We start from the raw sequence: 15,824 nt of genomic DNA on the forward strand, positions 1-15,824 counted from the left end.
CGTGTAGGTCGAGCCGGCGGGCGTAAGTGTCTGTGCGGCCTGTGTCTGTGCGACCTGCGTCTGTGCAGCCTGTCTGTGTGGCCGGGGTGCGGCCCGAACTGGCGTGATTCACGGCCATAACGGGCGTTCATCTGGCGCGATGCGGATCGGTGTTGTGTGATGGCTGGCACGTCCCTCAACGAGAGGATCCGATGTGGTGAGCAAGCGCTTCACCGCCCGTACGGTCGCGACCGCGGCTGTGCTGGCACTTACGGCTACGGGGTTGGGTGTGCCGGCCAACGCCGCGCCGAGCGATTCCCGGACCTTCACCGTCGTCGCCGAGGATGGCGTCGCCATCGACACGGCCGTTGCCGCGATCCGGGCGGCTGGCGGCACTGTGGTGGCCCGGTCCGATGAGGTCGGCATGTTCCAGGTCAGCAGCGACCGGGCCGACTTCGCGGCCAGGGCGACCGCCGCGCCGACGTTGATCGGTGCCGCCGAGCAGAAGGCCATCGGCCGCAAGCCGAAGCTGGACCGGGTCGAGCAGGAGCACCTGCTGGCCGCTGCCGGTGCTCGTGCCGGTGCTGCCGGTGCTGCCAAGAAGGGCGCCAAGCTCGATCCGCTCGACGACAAGCTCTGGGGCCTGGAGATGATCCGGGCCGACAAGGCCCGCAAGATCGAGCCGGGCGACCGTCGGGTGACCGTCGGCGTGCTGGACACCGGCGTCGACGCCAGCAACCCGGACATCGCGCCGAACTTCAACTGGTCGCTGTCGCGCAACTTCGCGCCTGACCTGACCGACGTGGACGGCCCCTGCGAGGTGCCGAGCTGCCTCGACCCGGTCGGCACCGACGACGGCGGGCACGGCACCCACGTGGCCGGCACCATCGGCGCCGCGGCCAACGGCTTCGGACTCTCCGGCGTCGCCCCGAACGTCTCGCTGGTCGAGCTCAAGGGCGGCCAGGACTCCGGCTACTTCTTCCTCGACCCGGTCGTCAACGCTCTGGTCTACGCCGGCCGCTCCGGGATCGACGTGGTCAACATGTCGTTCTATGTCGACCCGTGGCTCTACAACTGCACCGCCAACCCGGCCGACTCCCCCGAGGACCAGGCCGAGCAGCGGGCCATCATCAAGGCGATGAAGCGAGCGCTGGTCTTCGCGCACAACAAGGGCGTGACCCTCGTCGGTGCGCTCGGCAACAACAACGAGGACCTGGGTGCACCGCGCACCGATGTCTCGAGCCCTGACTACGGCGCCGACCCGTACCCCCGACCGATCGACAACGAGAGCTGCTGGGACCTCCCCACCGAGGGCCCGCACGTGATCGGCGTGTCGTCGGTCGGCCCGTCCGGCAAGAAGTCGGACTTCTCCAACTACGGCACCGAGCAGATCTCGGTCGCCGCGCCGGGAGGCTGGTTCCGGGACGGCTTCGGCACCGACACCTTCCGTACCGACGCCAACATGATCCTCTCCTCGTACCCGAAGCACGTGCTTCAGGAGGAAGGATCGGTCGACGCCGACGGCAACATCGTCCCCGGCTTCGAGAACTCGGTCTTCAAGCAGTGCAAGGCCAACGGTGAGTGCGGCTACTACACGTACCTCCAGGGCACCTCGATGGCGTCCCCGCACGCCGCCGGTGTCGCCGCGCTGATCGTCAGCCGGTACGGCAAGGCGCAGGGTCGGAATGGTTTCGGGATGTCGCCGGACCAGGTCGAGCAGCACCTCTACCGCACGGCCGCCGAGCACGCGTGCCCGGAGCCGCGCCTCCAGCAGTACCGCAACGAGGGCCGGGACGAGACCTACGACGCGTACTGCGCCGGTGGGCTCAACTTCAACGGCTTCTACGGCTACGGGATCGTCGACGCCTACGCGGCGGTGAAGACCCCGCTCAAGCCGAACGCCCGCCCGTAGCGCACATCGCACTGCGGTGGCCCAACCGCCACCGTGCCCCGGGGCCCGGTCGACACGTCGTCGACCGGGCCTCGGGTCGTCCATGCCTGTTGTCACAGACCTTCGCCCGATGCCGTTCATGATCGACTCGGTTTGCTGGAAGGTGCGGTGTTGGTGCCTGGAGGATGGCGCGGTTTCCAGGAACCTGAGTTGATCCCGATCATCTGGACGATCCCTGTCGCCAGCCGCGGCTGACCAGCGCGTCGCGTACCTCTCGAAGCACCGCTGGGAACTCACCGTGCAGCCGTCGGCTGGTCACGTGCAGAACCAGCCAACCCGCGCCGACCAGTTGATTCAGCCGACGGCGATCGCGGTGCGGTTGCTCCACGCCGGAGTGCCACTTTCCGTCGTACTCCACCGCCACCCGATATTGCGGCCAGGCCAGATCGGGATGCAGAACAAGTCCGGTGGGCAGGCGCACCGGATGTTGAACCGCCGGGCGCGGCAGCCCGCCCAACACCAACCGGACGCGCAGCTGGGATTCTGGCGGAGACTCGGCTCCACCGTCGGCCAGGTCAAACACCCAGCGCGCTCGTCGGCCACCGGGGCGGTCAGCGTTGCGGGCAGCCATGGTGCTGAGCGCGTCGCGGTCGGCAAGCCCTTGACCAAGTAGCGAGTCGACGATGGCGACCGCCCGGACCGGGTCGAGCCAGACAGCCGTCTCCCAGGCGGCCCGTGCGGGATCTGATCGGGGGATCGGGAGGTCTCGCTCCCTGGTCCTGGGCGGACTGGCCGCCGCCCATTCATCGCCCCGGCCGGCCACCACCAAGCCCTCTGCTCCGACGGACACGGCGGCCGGGCGGGACAGCTGTCGTGCTGGGCGTGGTGACCTTCCGCCGGCAGGTGGGCGGCCCACTCCCGTAGGTCGCGCTGCATCACGTGGACTTCCCGCGCTCGGCGGTCGTCCTGCGACCGGCATTCGTCCTGCGTCTGGCGGTCGTCCTGCGTCTGGCCGGTTTCCTGGGGTCGACGGACAGCTCGCCTCTGGCTGTCGACCTGCCTCTGGTGGTCGACCTGCGTCTGGTGGTCGTCTTGCGCCTGCCGGTCGTCGCGTGGTTGACGCCGTCGGCTCAGCGGTCTCGCTCGCCGTGAGCGGGGTGATGGTGTTGACGTGCACGCGGAGGCCGCGCTGTGAGCCGACCCGTAACGATCGGGGTACGAGGACGTGCACGTCGTCGGTGAAGCTCGCGGCGTGTTGGACGCCGTGCAGGTAGGCGGCCGACGGACCGCCGACCACCACGCCGGGCGGTAGCCGGAGGAGGGCGGCGCGACACGCGAGGGCGTGGTCCCGATCCAACCGCGCATCGGCGTAGATGTCGTGGCGCAACCGCACCCAGGCAGAGTTGCGCAACTGATGTTCGGTGAGCAGGCCGCCTCGGACAGCGTCGGAGCCGCGGAAGACCTGCCAGGTCAGGGCATCGGGGCGATGCGGACGTGGGGGCATGCCACGCAGCCTGCCGACCACCGACTAACCACCGAAACCCCTGTGGACAACCGGGCCCGCGGGTGCCGCCGGCCCTGTGGACAACGACGAATCCGCCAGCCAATCGTGCTATGGCACCGGCCAGGGCGGCCGACCAATCGGCATCCGGGCCGCCGAGGGGCAGTGATCCACTCGCGTTCCTTGAAGTCGGGCGGTCGCTGGCTCTGGGACACCGCGACTTCCGTGAACCCGAGTTGATCAAGCCGCGGGGACGGGGGCAGGCGGCGGTGCGCCGGGCGCGCGGTGGGGCGGTGCGGGCGCGTGGCGGGGCGGTGAGGGCGCGCGGCGGTCGGGGGTCAGCTGAGGGCGGTGGCGATCGCGCGGGCGGCGGCCAGCACCTCAGGGCCGATGGAGTCGACGTCCAGCGGGGCGAGCGCGACCACGCCGACGCTGGCCTCCAGGCCGGGTACGCCGAGCACCGGTGCGGCGACCCCGTACGCCCCGGCCTGCAACTCTCCGCTGCTACTGAGCGGTTCGGCCAACCCGGCGCGACCGGCAAGGATCGCCCGTCCGGCCGCCCCTCGCTCCAGCGGGTGTCGTGCTCCGGCCCGGTACGCGACGTGGAACGACGTCCAGCTCGGCTCGACCACGGCCAGGGCGACGCCCTCGCCACCTTCGACGACGGTCAGGTGTGCGGTCGCGCCGGCCTGCTCGGCGAGGCGGCGTAACGCGGGCAGCGCACCCTCGGCGAGCAGCGGCTGGGCCCTGCGGGCCAGATGCAGCAACCCGGCACCGAGACGCAGCCGACCGTCTCCGTCGCGACGCAGCATGCCGTGCCCGGTCAGCGCAGTGACCAGTCGGTAGACGGCGGCCCGGCCGATGCCGAGCCGATTCGCGGCCTCGGTGACGGTCAGACCGCCGGGGACCTCGGCGACCAGGTGCAGCAGCCGCAACCCCCGGTCCAGCGTCTGCGACGTCTCCCCGCCCCGCCCCGCAACCAGATCGGCCGACCCCACGCCAGCCTCGCGCCGCCCGTGGGCCGCGTCGGCCGGCCCCACGCCAGCCTCGGTCCGCGCAAGGGCCGGGTCGGCCGGCCGCACGCCAGCCTCGCGCCGCCCGTGGGCCGCGTCGGCCGAGCTGGAGGCCCGTCCGCGGGCGGCGCCGGACCGCCCGTCACCTGCGCCGGCCGATCCGAAGGTCGCGTCGGTCGGCACGGAAGCCCGGTGGAAGGCCGGGTCGGCGGGGGTGGTGGGGTTGGCTGGCGGGTCACCGGAGCCACCGGAGCGTGCGGTCGCATCCACGCCTGGCAGCGTACGACCCGGCACCGGCGGACCCGGACAGGCACGGACAGCTACCCTTGTACGGTGACGCTACGCCTGTATGACACCGCCACCCGATCGGTGCGGGACTTCGTCCCGCGGGAAGCCGGCAAGGTGGGGGTCTACCTGTGTGGTCTCACCCTTCAGGCTCCGCCGCACATCGGTCACCTTCGCTCCGGCGTCAACTATGACGTCCTGCGGCGTTGGCTGTTGGCCGCCGGCTACGAGGTCACCTTCATTCGCAACCTGACCGACATCGACGACAAGATCCTGGTCAAGGCCGGCGAGCAGGGTCGTCCGTTCTGGTCGATCGCGTACGCCAACGAGCTGCTGCTGGCCGAGTCGTACCGGTCGTTGAACGTGCTGGCGCCCACCTACGAGCCGCGCGCCACCGGGCACATCCCCGAGATGCACGAGCTGATCACGAAGTTGATCGCCGACGGGCACGCGTACCCGGCGAGTGACGGTTCCGGCGACGTCTACTTCGACGTGGCGTCCTGGCCGGCGTACGGGTCGCTGTCGGGTCAGTCTCCGGACGCCATGCAGTCCGCTGGGGACGCCCCGGATCGGGGCAAGCGGGATCCGCGCGACTTCGCGCTGTGGAAGGGTGCCAAACCGGACGAGCCGGCGGACGCGTACTGGCCTTCACCGTGGGGTCTGGGCCGTCCGGGTTGGCACATCGAGTGCTCGGCGATGTGCTGGCGCTACCTCGGCCCGGAGTTCGACATTCACGGCGGTGGTCTGGATCTGACGTTCCCGCACCACGAGAACGAGATCGCCCAGTCCCAGGCGGCCGGGTTGCCGTTCGCCCGCTACTGGGTGCACCACGGGCTGTTGAGCATCGGCGGGGCCAAGATGGGCAAGTCCGCCGGCAACGCGCTGGGCCTGGCATACGTGGACTCGCTCGGGGTGCGGCCGGTGGAGCTGCGCTACTACTACGCCGCCGCGCACTACCGCTCGGTGATCGACTACTCGGAGGATTCGCTGCGCGACGCGGCCACCGCGTACCGGCGGATCGAGGGTTTCGTGCAGCGGGCCGCCGAGCGGGTCGGTGCCGGGCAGGTCGGTGAGCTGCCCGCCGGCTTCGTCGCGGCGATGGACGACGACCTCAACACGTCCGCCGCGCTGGCCGTGCTGCAACAGCACATTCGGGACGGCAACACCGCGCTGAGCGTCGGCGACGATGTGACCGTCCGCACCACGCTGGCCGTGGTGCGGGCAATGCTGGATATTCTCGGGATCGACCCCCTCGACCCGGCCTGGACCGGCGGCGGCCGATCGGACGATCTTCGTGCCGTGGTGGACTCCCTGATCGCGCTGGCCCTGGAGCAGCGTGCGCAGGCGCGGGGCCGCAAGGACTGGGCTGCCGCGGACGCCGTGCGTGACCAGCTCAAGCTGGCCGGCGTGGTGGTCGAGGACACCCCCCAGGGCCCCCGTTGGACTATTGGAGAGCAGGACTGATGGCCGGCAACTCGCAGCGCCGTGGCCGGCGACTGACGTCGAAGGCAGGCGCCCCCAAGGGCACCGGCGGCAAGAACAAGGACTCGTTGGCCGGGCGGGGTCGCACCCTGCCCGCGGACGAGCGGCCGTGGCACAAGGGCTACTCGGGCACCGAGAAGCTGCCCCAGCGCACCGCCTGGAAGCAGGACAAGGAGCGCCGCGCGGCGGCCGAGGAGGGGCGCGCCCCCAAGATCGGTCAGCCCGGCTCCAAGGACACCACCTGGGGCAGGGGCGGCGGTCGGGGCGTACCGGTGGGCCGGGGTGCTGCCACCGGCGGACGGGGCGGCAAGCCCACCGGCCGGTCCGGCCCCCGGGTCGCGCCGGGGCGCAAGTCCAACCCGTCCAAGGACACCCCGGAGCTGTTGGTCGGGCGTAACCCGGTGCTGGAGGCGCTGCGCGCCAACGTGCCGGCGACGGCGCTCTACACGGCCCAGGGCATCGACATGGACGACCGGGTCAACGAGATCATCCGGACCGCCGCCGACCGGGGCATCGCCAACCTGGAGATCAGCCGCGCCGAGTTGGACCGGATGACCGGCGGGGTGCTGCACCAGGGCGTCGGCCTGCAGGTGCCGCCCTTCGCGTACCAGCCGTTCGAGGACATGGTCGCCGCTGCCCTGGAGCAGCAGGCCCCGCTGCTGGTCGCGCTGGACGGTGTCACCGACCCGCGCAACCTGGGCGCCGTGATCCGTTCGGCTGCCGCGTTCGGCGCGCAGGGTGTCTTCGTACCCGAGCGTCGTGCCGCCGGGATCACCGCGACCGCCTGGCGGACCAGCGCCGGCGCGGCCGCGCGGGTGCCGGTCGCGCAGGTGACCAACCTGACCCGGTCGCTGAAGGCGTGCCGGGACGCCGGCTTCATGGTCGTCGGCCTGGACGCCGACGGCGACACCGACCTCTACAACCTGGAGGCCGCCGTCGGTCCGCTGGTGGTGGTGGTCGGTTCCGAGGGGCGCGGTCTTTCCCGCCTGGTCGGGGAGACCTGCGACCTGACTGTCAGCATCCCGATGATCTCCGAGGTCGAGTCGCTCAACGCCAGTGTGGCGGCGGCGGTCGCCCTGGCCGAGGTCGCCCGCCGGCGCTCCGTCGAGCTGTAGCGCACGTCGACCGAAGGCCCCCTCCCGCCGATCGCGGGAGGGGGCCTTCGTCGTCGGGCGCCGAGGCGGGCTGAAGAACCGTTTTCGGTACGACGAAGGGGCGGCCCGCCGAAGCGGACCGCCCCTGTCGGTACGGCGTTACGTCAGATCCGGCCACCGGTGGCGGCGTGGAAGACGTGGCTGCGACCGGCAACCGGCTTGACGAACACGGTGTCACCCATGTTCGGCATGTTGCGCCGGTCGGTGCGGACGACGAAGCGCTCCGAGTTGCCACCCAGAGCGGCGTGGCCGTAGACGTTGGCGTCCGAGCCGAGGTCCTCGACCAGCTCGACAACCACCGGCATGCCGCCCTCGGTCGGGCTGACCAGCTCGCAGTCCTCCGGACGGAAGCCCACGGTGACCTTGCCGTCGCCACCCTCGGCGCGGGCCGCCTCGACCTGCTCGCGGGTGAGCGGGATCTGCAGCTCGGCGAACTCGGCGCCCCGCTCGTTCAGCGGAACGGTCTTGATGTTCATGGCGGGCGAGCCCATGAAGCCGGCGACGAACACGTTGGCCGGGGTGTCGTAGAGCGCCCGCGGGGTGTCCACCTGCTGGAGAACACCATCGAGCAGCACCGCGACCCGGTGACCCATGGTCATGGCCTCGACCTGGTCGTGCGTGACGTAGACAGTGGTGACGCCCAGCTTGGCCTGCAGGGACGCGATCTGGGTACGGGTCTGCACGCGGAGCTTGGCGTCGAGGTTCGACAGCGGCTCGTCCATGAGGAAGACCTGCGGCTCGCGGACGATCGCCCGGCCCATCGCGACACGCTGACGCTGACCACCGGAGAGCGCCTTCGGCTTACGGCTGAGGTACTCCTCCAGCTGGAGCAGCCCGGCCGCCTCCTTGACCCGCCGGTCGATCTCCGACTTGGAGGTCTTGCGGAGCTTGAGGGCGAACGCCATGTTCTCGTACACCGTCATGTGCGGGTAGAGGGCGTAGTTCTGGAAGACCATCGCGATGTCGCGGGCCTTCGGGGGAAGGTGAGTGACGTCACGCTGGTCGATGTAGATCGAACCGGCGTCCACGTCCTCCAGGCCGGCGAGCATCCGCAGGCTGGTGGACTTACCGCAACCGGAGGGGCCGACCAGGACGAGGAACTCCCCGTCGCCGATCTCAAGGTCCAGCTCGTTGACGGCGGGACGCTCTTGGCCCGGGTAGACCCGGGATGCCTTGGAATAGGTGACCGTAGCCATGGTGAAGCGCTTCCTTTCACCGGCAGGAACGTGCCGGACGATCCGAGTGAAGGAGCAACCGGCACGTGTCCGTGCCGGTCATCGGACGGCGCTCGGTCGCGGGGGCGCCCGGTCGTCGTCCGTGTGTGAACCGTAAACGCGTTTCCCCCTGCTGCCAAGGCGGGGGGACGCCCAGCCCACCAGTCGGGCTACGCATTCCGGTCACTCGGGCACGGTCAGACATCAATCGACGCCGTGGCAAACGAGTCTGCGTCGGGTTGTTGACGATTCCCGTGCTCGGGAGGCCTCGCGATCGGGATTACCGGAGATCAGTCGCTATGCTGACCTCGACGCGCGCGCCCCTGTAGCTCAGCTGGCCAGAGCACTCGCCTTGTAAGCGAGATGTCGCCGGTTCGATCCCGGCCGGGGGCTCCAATTACATCAGACTTTTCCCGACCGGCCCCGCCGTGAGTCAACCGGCTCACAGCAACGTCGACAGCAACGGCACTCACGACAGCTTCCCGTCGAGCTTGCCGAGCGCCTGACGCATCGCGTCGAGGTTGGCGTGAGCGTAGACCTTGAGCGTGATCTTCACGTCGGCGTGCCGAGCGATGGCCTGAACGACGTGCGGCGGTACACCCAGCTCCATCAGCAGCGAAGGATCTGGTCACGCGTTGGCGGAACGGCGTGGGGGACGACTGACCCGACGTGACGTGTGTCTTGCTCGGGAGGTGCGGTGGCACGTTATAGCCAGGGCTGGCGACTCCGAGACGGGCAGGGTGCTCCGCTGGGAGTTCGACGCAGAGGACGAGGCCCGTCGGATGGTGCGGCATCTCGTCCAGGCTGACGGAAGTCCTTGGCGTGAGCACTCGCGTGACGCAGCCACGCAACCACCGGAGTGGGGCCAGCGGCCGGACTGCCGGCGAAGTGGTTCAAATTTTCTGTACGTCTTCAAGGCGGCCCTGAACGGGCCGCACGCGCCGCCGCCTGGGCGCGCGTCCGTCGCTCCGCTGGCGCTCCGACTCCGGCCACGCAACACGCCCGGCGGTTGGCGCGGAAGACGGAAGCCCATGGGCCGCCGCAGAACGACAGGGTGGTTGGCTGAGTGGTGGTGGGCCGGCAGCCGGCCGGGCCGCGCGGCCACGAGCCCGCGCGGTGTAGGGGAGTCCACGCCGGCCCGTCGGCGAACTGGCGGCGGTTGCGGGTTCCGTTTACGCGCTTCCGGCGTGGGCGTCCGTATGAGCCGTCAAGGTTTGCTTGACGTGGCGGACCGGACGGCGGCCGGCTCCGCAGAAGGGCGAGCGGATGGCAGACGGGATGGCGCGTCCCTAACTAAGCGATTGCCCTCGTCGCTTCATGCCCCCGTCCGACGGCATCGACCGAGGGGTAGGGATTGAAGCCTGAGCGGCACGCACTCGATCGACAAGGCTCTGCACGTAGCCTTTTACGTCGGTTACGCGCTGGAGCGTAAGCTGTTTTTTGTCGTCGGGGATCCAGAACCAGCCCACACCATTGCCGGAAATGTCCGACGCCGCCTTCGCCGTCATTATGGCCGAGGCATAATCGTTGACCAAGAAGTGGGCAAGGGTGAGGTTGGCGCAAGTTTCCAGGGTGGGGGCGGGCGCGATTTCGGCCGAACGCTTCAGCGTGGCGAGCGCGCGGCTTGCATCGATCGGCATTAAACAGAAGCCGAGGTTATTTACGATCAGGTTATCTGAGGGGCGGAGTCTCTCGAGTCCCTCATAAATGGCAACTGCTGACTCGAATCGACCCGACTCCAGGAAGTCGACAGCGATCGCAGTGAAGTCCTGAAGCTGAACAGCAGACGGTTCGGTGTCACGGCCGGGCTGGTCATTGACCGTTCGCTTCGAGATTTCTCGCGCAACATCATTTACGTCGAGGCGGCGGAGGTCCATCTCTGGCCGCGCCGCGCACCCCGGTTCTGAGCTGTGGATATAATTCCATTCGAGGTGCAGAGAAGCCGTACTCCACTCTGCGAGATAAGTTTTGGTGAAACGGTCAATAATCCATTTCCCCCTATTTAGGACGCTAGCGGGAGTGCGTTCGAAGTGCCCGGACAAAATTGTCGCCGGCGGCGGCACCCACATGGATAGATCTTCTAGGCTCTGCGTCTTGTTCCACGCACGGACTCGACGCACAAGTGCCGGGTCGATGAAGACCCTAAAGGCATGTTCTGGCTCTGCGGGATCGATCTCAGCCAAGAGTCCGCCCTGGAAGGCTAGCCACGCGGAATTGAGTTCCAGATTCTGACTGGCCCCTGAACCAACGGTCTTCATCAGGTATTCGGCCGCAATATAGGCGATCATGCCCGTCGTTGTGATGCTTACGGCTACTTCCATCAGATCGTCGCGATCGAAACCACGTCGAACAAGTTCCTGCAGGCTGGCGCGGATAAGATACCGCCGCTCGTCGACATCATCAGCCATGCTTGGAGGGATCCGCAGCTGGTTGTCGAACTCGACGATGAGTGACACGGTGTGCCGGAGGTTGGTAGGACGTTCCTGGTCGTGTAGACGAATTTCGCCGGCGTCGAATGGTCGCGCAGTGGGCTCAGGGCCTCTTCGATGACGCCTGCGTCGTTCGATGAGCTCCAAGCCATCGCCGAGGCTGATCACAGTAGGAGGAGGAGCTAACCGGCTCCATTCCGCCAGCAGGTCATGGCACTGTTCGCCGCAGGATGGCCCGTTGGAGGTCGGCTCATAGAAAGGGCATTCTGGTGTTAGTCGAGGGAGCTGACAAGCGTCGCTGAAATTTCTCAGCGCGATGATGAAGATATCCCTATCGGCGCCCGAGAAGGCGAACAAACCTTCTCCACTCACCGGTAGGCATCCTTCCTCTGACTAACAGCGATAACGACGATCTCAGGATCTGTCACGTAGATGATTCGGTGCGTCCGCCCCAGTCTGGCAGAACGCTTCCCGGCAAGTGGACCGAGTAGCTTTTTGCCGAGCGTCGGCTCTGCATCCAGTCGGCCCATGATGTTCCGGGCCTTTGCCTGGAGAGCTTCCGGTAGCTCCCCAAGTGCTTTTTCTGCCGATCTGGTCAAACGCACCGCTGTCACTCGCCCTCGGCTAGTTCGGCCTCGCCCTCACGGATACTGGCCATTGTGTCGTCGTCGGACAGGATGTTGAGAGTCTCAACTAGCGACTCGTACTCGTCGTAGCCCAATACCACAGCAACGGGCTTGCCGTGACGAGTAATGATGAACTCCGTGCCCGTCTCAACGACCGTGTCAACAACTTCGCGTAGGTTGTCTCGAACTTCAGTCAACGGTGCAGTGTTCATGGGTGCTCCTTTATTGGGAGGGCGGGGTGGGCTCCCTCCAAGTCACTACTGTACGTCCTTCCGTACAGAACCGCAAGGGTTTAACGTACGGAAGCCCGTACAGGTTATCCCAGCCAGCGGCCTGCTGGTCGGGGCCTGCTGGGTGGATAACCCGTTTGAAGCGGTAGTTATGCCAGCCAGGCGATCCAAGACGTGTGGCGGGTTTGGTGTCCTACCCGCAGGCTCGCTAGCCGAACGGACGTTGGCTGCTGACAGCAACGCCGCCGGACGGCGGCACACTGGCGCGCGCTGACAGGGGCGAGGCTCCGAGCGTGCAGCTGTTGCCGGACGCTTGCGGACGCGGTGCACAGAGCTTGTACGCGAGATGTCGCCGGTTCGATCCCGGCCGGGGGCTCCAATTACATCAGACCTTTCCGATCGGCGCTGCTGTGCCTCTGTCCGGTTGCCCCGAGGGGCAACCGGACCTCGACCAAGTTCGCTATCGTGCCTCCGTCCCGCCACCAGGCGGCGGTCAACGGGGGAATCACAATGAGACAGAGCACCACTCTGCTCGTGCTGGCTCTGACCAGCGGTCTGTTCTTTGCTGCCGGCTGCACTCCGGCGACTGAGCCCACGTCCACCGACGAACCGGTTCAGGCCACCGCCACCGCCACCGCCGCGGCCGCGCCGTCCCGGACGCCCGACGTTCGCGCTGAGCTGGTCGCGGCATTGCAGCGGTCGCATGGGGCTGCCCACCGGTACGCAGTGCGCGGCAACCTGCCCGAAGGGCAGAACGTCAACGGCACGGGTGCCTTCGACCCGAAGAAGCGCCGTTTCCAGACCACGATCTCGGTCACCGGCGGGAAGTACCCGTCGGCGGGGAGCCGGATCGTGATTGGCAACGACAGTTACGTGCGGCCGTCCGACGACAAGGACTGGGTGCACGTCGATCTGAAGCGAGTGAAGCGCGACGACCCCTTCCTCCGCTTCGACTGGGTCGACCCGACCGGCCTGAAGGCGTTCACCTCGTCGATCGCCTCGGTGGACCGCGTCGACCCGCATACCTACACGGGCCGTTTCGACCCCACCGGCAAGGACGCCGCATCGTTCCTCCCCGTGGGTGCACCGAGCATCGTCTCGATCGGCATACGTCTGTCGCCGTTCACGATCACCACCAACGACCAGGGTTGGGTCACCTCGATCAAGGTGGAGCTGAGCCCCAGCAAAGGCCCGAAACTGACGCTGACCACCACCATGAAAGATCACGGAAAGTCCTTGAAGATCAACGCGCCGGCACGCGCTGGTGAGGCCGCCGACTTCTACTACCGCAAGTGACAGCGGAGGGGCGGCAATGAGATACGTCAGCCTCGAACGAACCAGAGACGGCATCTTTCTGGACCCCGAGGCGTACCTCGAGCAGTTGCCGTCGCTCGCCGACTCGCTGCCTGACGGAGCTCGCGAGTTCGCCACGGAACCAGGCCACTACGACTTCTTTGGGCAGCGCTGCGTCAAGAGCCTGAAGCCGGCGCGACTGACGTCCGGTGAGTCCGGCGGCAGTCGATGGCTTGAGCTGTACTTCCGGCACAACTGTTGGAAGCACGAGGAAGACCTGACCATCCGCTACCGTGGCGTGCGGAGTCTGACGATCGACCCCGCAGACGGAGAGCTGGACGTGGTCCAACTCCAGGACGTGATGTTGGACGAGGTGCTGCCGCACGAGCAGGGGTGCCGGCACGAGATCGCCTGTCTCGCCGGCAGGATGGTCGTGACGAGTCAGGACCTCACCGCGACCTGGCAGTACGCGGACTGTCCGGAGCGCGAGGCCAACCGGTAGGTCGACGCCGCCGGTGAACCGGTGGGGACGACGCGGGGCCGCTGCCCGACCGGACGACACGGTGCCCGACGGTAACCTGGGGCCGGAGCAGCGCGGAGCGGGTCGGGGGGCAGATGAGTCGGGCGGTGGAGGAGTCGAACCGGGCGATGCTGCGCGCCCGGGACGCGATGGACCGGGCGTACGCCGAGCCTCTGGACATCCCCGCGTTGGCCCGGATCGCGCACGTCTCGCAGGCGCACTTCATCCGTACCTTCCGGGCCACCTTCGGTGAGACCCCGCACCGCTACCTGCAACGCCGCCGGGTGGAGCGGGCGATGTCGTTGCTGAGGGAGACCGACCGGGACGTCACGGACATCTGTTACGCCGTCGGCTTTGGCAGCCTGGGCACGTTCAGCCGGACGTTCCGGCAGATCGTCGGGGAGTCGCCCTCGGATTTCCGGCGTCAGCGCGTCGCGCCGGCCAACGTGCCGTCGTGCTTCACCAAAGCCTGGACCCGACCAAGCAGTTTTGGATAAGCAGCAGGTCAGAGGCTGCGTCTAGCGTCATGGGCATGACGATGAACGCGATCAGCCGCTCCCAGATCTACGTCCTCGACCAGGACGCCGCGCTTGACTTCTACGTCAACAAGCTCGGCATGGAGGTCAACACCGACCAGGACCTCGGCTTCATGCGGTGGCTCACTGTCAACCTGCCCGGCGACCCGGAGCGCGAGATCCTGTTGGAGAAGCCCGGCCCGCCCGCGCTGGACCCGGCCACCGCCGAGCAGGTCCGGGAGCTGCTCACCAAAGGTGCCCTCGGCGGGTACCTCTTCATGACCACTGACGACGCCCGCAAGACGCACGAGGACCTTGTGGCGAAGGGCGTCGAGATCACGGACGAGCCGACCGAGCGCCCGTACGGGATCGACTTCGGCATCCGGGACCCGTTCGGCAACCGGATCCGCATCGGCCAGATGTTCCCCCGGGCGTAGAGGGCGTGCGATCAGCCGGGCTGCGGCGTTAGGACCGGGAGGTACGGGGTCGAACTCGTACCTCCCGGTGTGTTGAGGTGGGGATCATGGTGACCCGACTGCTGTACCTGACCCGACACGCCGAGCAGGATCTCTCCGAGCCGAGTGGGCCGGACGCCGGCGAACCGGATACCGGCCTGTCGGAGCGCGGCCGACGGCAGGCCATCCTGCTGGGCGAACGCCTGAGGGCCCGGCGGTTCGCCGCCGTCCACCACGGGCCGCTGCGCCGGGCCGCGCAGACCGCCGAGCTGGTCGCCAAGTCGCTGCCCGACGTTCCGGTGTACGAGACGGAGCTGGCCGGCGACCACCTCCCACACGACACGGAACCGGCTGTGCTGCCGCCCGCGTACGCCGAGTTTCTGACGCAGTTCTCAGCGGCCGAGCGGGCCGACGGGCCCCGAGTGACGGCGGACGCGGTGCGACGGTTCGCCGGCCCGGTCGCCGAGGGTCCCGCCGGCGGCGAACCGGTGCGCGAGCTGGTCGTGACGCACAGTTTCCTGATCGCCTGGCTGGTGCGGCACGCCCTCGACGCGCCGGAGTGGCGCTGGCTGGGCTTGAACGCGCACAACGCGGGGCTGACCGTCATCCGGTACAGCGCGGCCGGCCCGCCGAATCTGATCGCCGTCAACGACGTGGCCCACCTACCGCCGGAGCTGCGGGGCACCGGCCTGCCCCCGGACTATCTGATTTAGGCCGCGGTGGTCCGCAGGAGCAGCTCGACCACCGCCTGGGTGGCAGGCGGTGGCGGCTCGTCGGTCGGGCAGTCGACGTACGCGGTGTCGCTGCTGGCCACGGTGAGGCGGTAGTTCATCACGTCCGCGCAGTTGGTCGCGGTGGTGGGTCGCTGCGCCTCGCCGGCGAGCCGGGGGTCGGCGGTCAGGCCCGCGAGGGTGGCCTGATCGGCAGGTGAGAGCCGGCCGTTGCGCCGACTGCCGGCCCGGTCCGTCACGGTCCACCTACCGTCCGGCTCGACGGCGATGGAGTCACCGCGCCCGGCGAAGCCACCGGAGATTCGCAACGTCACTCGGGGGGCCGCAGCGCTGGCCCCGGCGCTTGCCGTGGGGGCGGCGGTCGGGGGCGGAGCGCCGGTGGTCGGAGCGGACAGGTTCGTACCGGGGCTGTTCGGCGGCTGGTCAGGGATGCTCCCGGCCCGGTCAGCGCTGGTGCAGCCGGCCAGGAGCGCGACCAGTAGGGCGAACGTGACGCCGGCTGTCAA

16 protein-coding genes and 1 tRNA gene are annotated in these 15,824 nt (G+C 68.4%); 10 read left to right on the plus strand and 7 right to left on the minus strand.

All coding sequences use genetic code 11. The features are described from left to right. Positions 1–196 precede the first annotated feature (196 nt). A complete protein-coding gene (locus ACLQ3F_RS24115; RefSeq protein ID WP_425851538.1) occupies positions 197–1,891 on the plus strand; it encodes a S8 family serine peptidase in 1,695 nt (564 codons plus the stop codon). A gap of 199 nt (positions 1,892–2,090) precedes the next feature. On the opposite strand, the gene ACLQ3F_RS24120 is transcribed toward ACLQ3F_RS24115, so the two are convergent. After that, the gene (locus ACLQ3F_RS24120; RefSeq protein ID WP_425851540.1) at positions 2,091–2,453 is read right to left on the minus strand and encodes an endonuclease domain-containing protein; all 363 of its coding nucleotides are present in this window, start codon (positions 2,451–2,453) and stop codon (positions 2,091–2,093) included. Positions 2,454–2,809: 356 nt separating this feature from the next. On the opposite strand from ACLQ3F_RS24120, the gene ACLQ3F_RS24125 reads away from it, so the two are divergent. After that, positions 2,810–3,022 (plus strand): hypothetical protein, encoded by a 213-nt coding sequence (locus ACLQ3F_RS24125; RefSeq protein ID WP_425851542.1) that lies wholly within the window; start codon positions 2,810–2,812, stop codon positions 3,020–3,022. 687 nt (positions 3,023–3,709) lie between these two features. On the opposite strand, the gene ACLQ3F_RS24130 is transcribed toward ACLQ3F_RS24125, so the two are convergent. Next, positions 3,710–4,411 (minus strand): IclR family transcriptional regulator, encoded by a 702-nt coding sequence (locus tag ACLQ3F_RS24130; protein WP_425851670.1) that lies wholly within the window; start codon positions 4,409–4,411, stop codon positions 3,710–3,712. Positions 4,412–4,717: 306 nt separating this feature from the next. Between ACLQ3F_RS24130 and cysS the strand changes: the two genes are divergently transcribed. Both cysS and rlmB read left to right on the plus strand, forming a co-directional pair. Beyond that, positions 4,718–6,133 carry a cysteine--tRNA ligase gene (gene cysS, locus ACLQ3F_RS24135; protein WP_357193871.1) on the plus strand — a complete coding sequence of 472 codons (1,416 nt, stop codon included), beginning with the start codon at positions 4,718–4,720 and terminating at the stop codon, positions 6,131–6,133. Continuing rightward, entirely contained in the window at positions 6,133–7,266 is a 1,134-nt protein-coding gene (rlmB, locus tag ACLQ3F_RS24140) for a 23S rRNA (guanosine(2251)-2'-O)-methyltransferase RlmB (RefSeq protein ID WP_357193874.1), read from the plus strand. The genes cysS and rlmB overlap by 1 nt, the downstream gene beginning before the upstream one ends. A 143-nt stretch (positions 7,267–7,409) precedes the next feature. On the opposite strand, the gene ACLQ3F_RS24145 is transcribed toward rlmB, so the two are convergent. Next, entirely contained in the window at positions 7,410–8,501 is a 1,092-nt protein-coding gene (locus ACLQ3F_RS24145) for an ABC transporter ATP-binding protein (RefSeq protein WP_091403085.1), read from the minus strand. A 337-nt stretch (positions 8,502–8,838) separates the two neighbouring features. Here ACLQ3F_RS24145 and ACLQ3F_RS24150 point away from each other — a divergent pair. Beyond that, positions 8,839–8,915, plus strand: a tRNA-Thr gene (locus ACLQ3F_RS24150). A 73-nt stretch (positions 8,916–8,988) separates the two neighbouring features. Here ACLQ3F_RS24150 and ACLQ3F_RS24155 read toward each other — a convergent pair. The 3 genes from ACLQ3F_RS24155 to ACLQ3F_RS24165 all read right to left on the minus strand — a co-directional run bounded on the left by ACLQ3F_RS24155 (position 8,989) and on the right by ACLQ3F_RS24165 (position 11,786). After that, positions 8,989–9,129 carry a hypothetical protein gene (locus ACLQ3F_RS24155; protein WP_425851544.1) on the minus strand — a complete coding sequence of 47 codons (141 nt, stop codon included), beginning with the start codon at positions 9,127–9,129 and terminating at the stop codon, positions 8,989–8,991. A gap of 679 nt (positions 9,130–9,808) precedes the next feature. After that, entirely contained in the window at positions 9,809–11,320 is a 1,512-nt protein-coding gene (locus ACLQ3F_RS24160) for a tetratricopeptide repeat protein (RefSeq protein WP_425851546.1), read from the minus strand. Between the two features lie 238 nt (positions 11,321–11,558). Next, positions 11,559–11,786 carry a type II toxin-antitoxin system Phd/YefM family antitoxin gene (locus tag ACLQ3F_RS24165; protein WP_425851548.1) on the minus strand — a complete coding sequence of 76 codons (228 nt, stop codon included), beginning with the start codon at positions 11,784–11,786 and terminating at the stop codon, positions 11,559–11,561. 528 nt (positions 11,787–12,314) lie between these two features. Here ACLQ3F_RS24165 and ACLQ3F_RS24170 point away from each other — a divergent pair. The 5 genes from ACLQ3F_RS24170 to ACLQ3F_RS24190 all read left to right on the plus strand — a co-directional run bounded on the left by ACLQ3F_RS24170 (position 12,315) and on the right by ACLQ3F_RS24190 (position 15,300). Then, positions 12,315–13,100, plus strand: coding sequence for a hypothetical protein (locus tag ACLQ3F_RS24170; RefSeq protein WP_425851550.1), 786 nt, complete (start codon positions 12,315–12,317; stop codon positions 13,098–13,100). Positions 13,101–13,116: 16 nt separating this feature from the next. Then, positions 13,117–13,599, plus strand: a complete 483-nt coding sequence (locus ACLQ3F_RS24175) for a hypothetical protein (RefSeq protein ID WP_425851552.1) — start codon at positions 13,117–13,119, stop codon at positions 13,597–13,599. Positions 13,600–13,712: 113 nt separating this feature from the next. Continuing rightward, positions 13,713–14,114, plus strand: coding sequence for an AraC family transcriptional regulator (locus ACLQ3F_RS24180; protein WP_357194067.1), 402 nt, complete (start codon positions 13,713–13,715; stop codon positions 14,112–14,114). A gap of 35 nt (positions 14,115–14,149) precedes the next feature. Next, the gene (locus tag ACLQ3F_RS24185) at positions 14,150–14,569 is read left to right on the plus strand and encodes a VOC family protein (RefSeq protein ID WP_088952055.1); all 420 of its coding nucleotides are present in this window, start codon (positions 14,150–14,152) and stop codon (positions 14,567–14,569) included. Between the two features lie 86 nt (positions 14,570–14,655). Further along, positions 14,656–15,300, plus strand: a complete 645-nt coding sequence (locus ACLQ3F_RS24190; protein WP_425851554.1) for a histidine phosphatase family protein — start codon at positions 14,656–14,658, stop codon at positions 15,298–15,300. On the opposite strand, the gene ACLQ3F_RS24195 is transcribed toward ACLQ3F_RS24190, so the two are convergent. Then, positions 15,297–15,824, minus strand: a complete 528-nt coding sequence (locus ACLQ3F_RS24195) for a hypothetical protein (RefSeq protein WP_425851556.1) — start codon at positions 15,822–15,824, stop codon at positions 15,297–15,299. The two genes, ACLQ3F_RS24190 and ACLQ3F_RS24195, sit on opposite strands and share 4 nt — an antisense overlap.

It is taken from the genome of Micromonospora sp. DT15 (assembly GCF_049841475.1).
Taxonomy (GTDB): domain Bacteria; phylum Actinomycetota; class Actinomycetes; order Mycobacteriales; family Micromonosporaceae; genus Micromonospora.

Coding starts and splice junctions, on each gene's coding strand:
- rlmB (WP_357193874.1), top strand. CDS start 6,133: ATGGCCGGCAACTCGCAGCGCCGTGGCCGGCGACTGACGTCGAAGGCA.
- ACLQ3F_RS24145 (WP_091403085.1), bottom strand. CDS start 8,501: ATGGCTACGGTCACCTATTCCAAGGCATCCCGGGTCTACCCGGGCCAA.
- ACLQ3F_RS24155 (WP_425851544.1), bottom strand. CDS start 9,129: ATGGAGCTGGGTGTACCGCCGCACGTCGTTCAGGCCATCGCTCGGCAC.
- ACLQ3F_RS24165 (WP_425851548.1), bottom strand. CDS start 11,786: ATGAACACTGCACCGTTGACTGAAGTTCGAGACAACCTACGCGAAGTT.
- ACLQ3F_RS24170 (WP_425851550.1), top strand. CDS start 12,315: ATGAGACAGAGCACCACTCTGCTCGTGCTGGCTCTGACCAGCGGTCTG.
- ACLQ3F_RS24175 (WP_425851552.1), top strand. CDS start 13,117: ATGAGATACGTCAGCCTCGAACGAACCAGAGACGGCATCTTTCTGGAC.
- ACLQ3F_RS24180 (WP_357194067.1), top strand. CDS start 13,713: ATGAGTCGGGCGGTGGAGGAGTCGAACCGGGCGATGCTGCGCGCCCGG.
- ACLQ3F_RS24185 (WP_088952055.1), top strand. CDS start 14,150: ATGACGATGAACGCGATCAGCCGCTCCCAGATCTACGTCCTCGACCAG.
- ACLQ3F_RS24190 (WP_425851554.1), top strand. CDS start 14,656: ATGGTGACCCGACTGCTGTACCTGACCCGACACGCCGAGCAGGATCTC.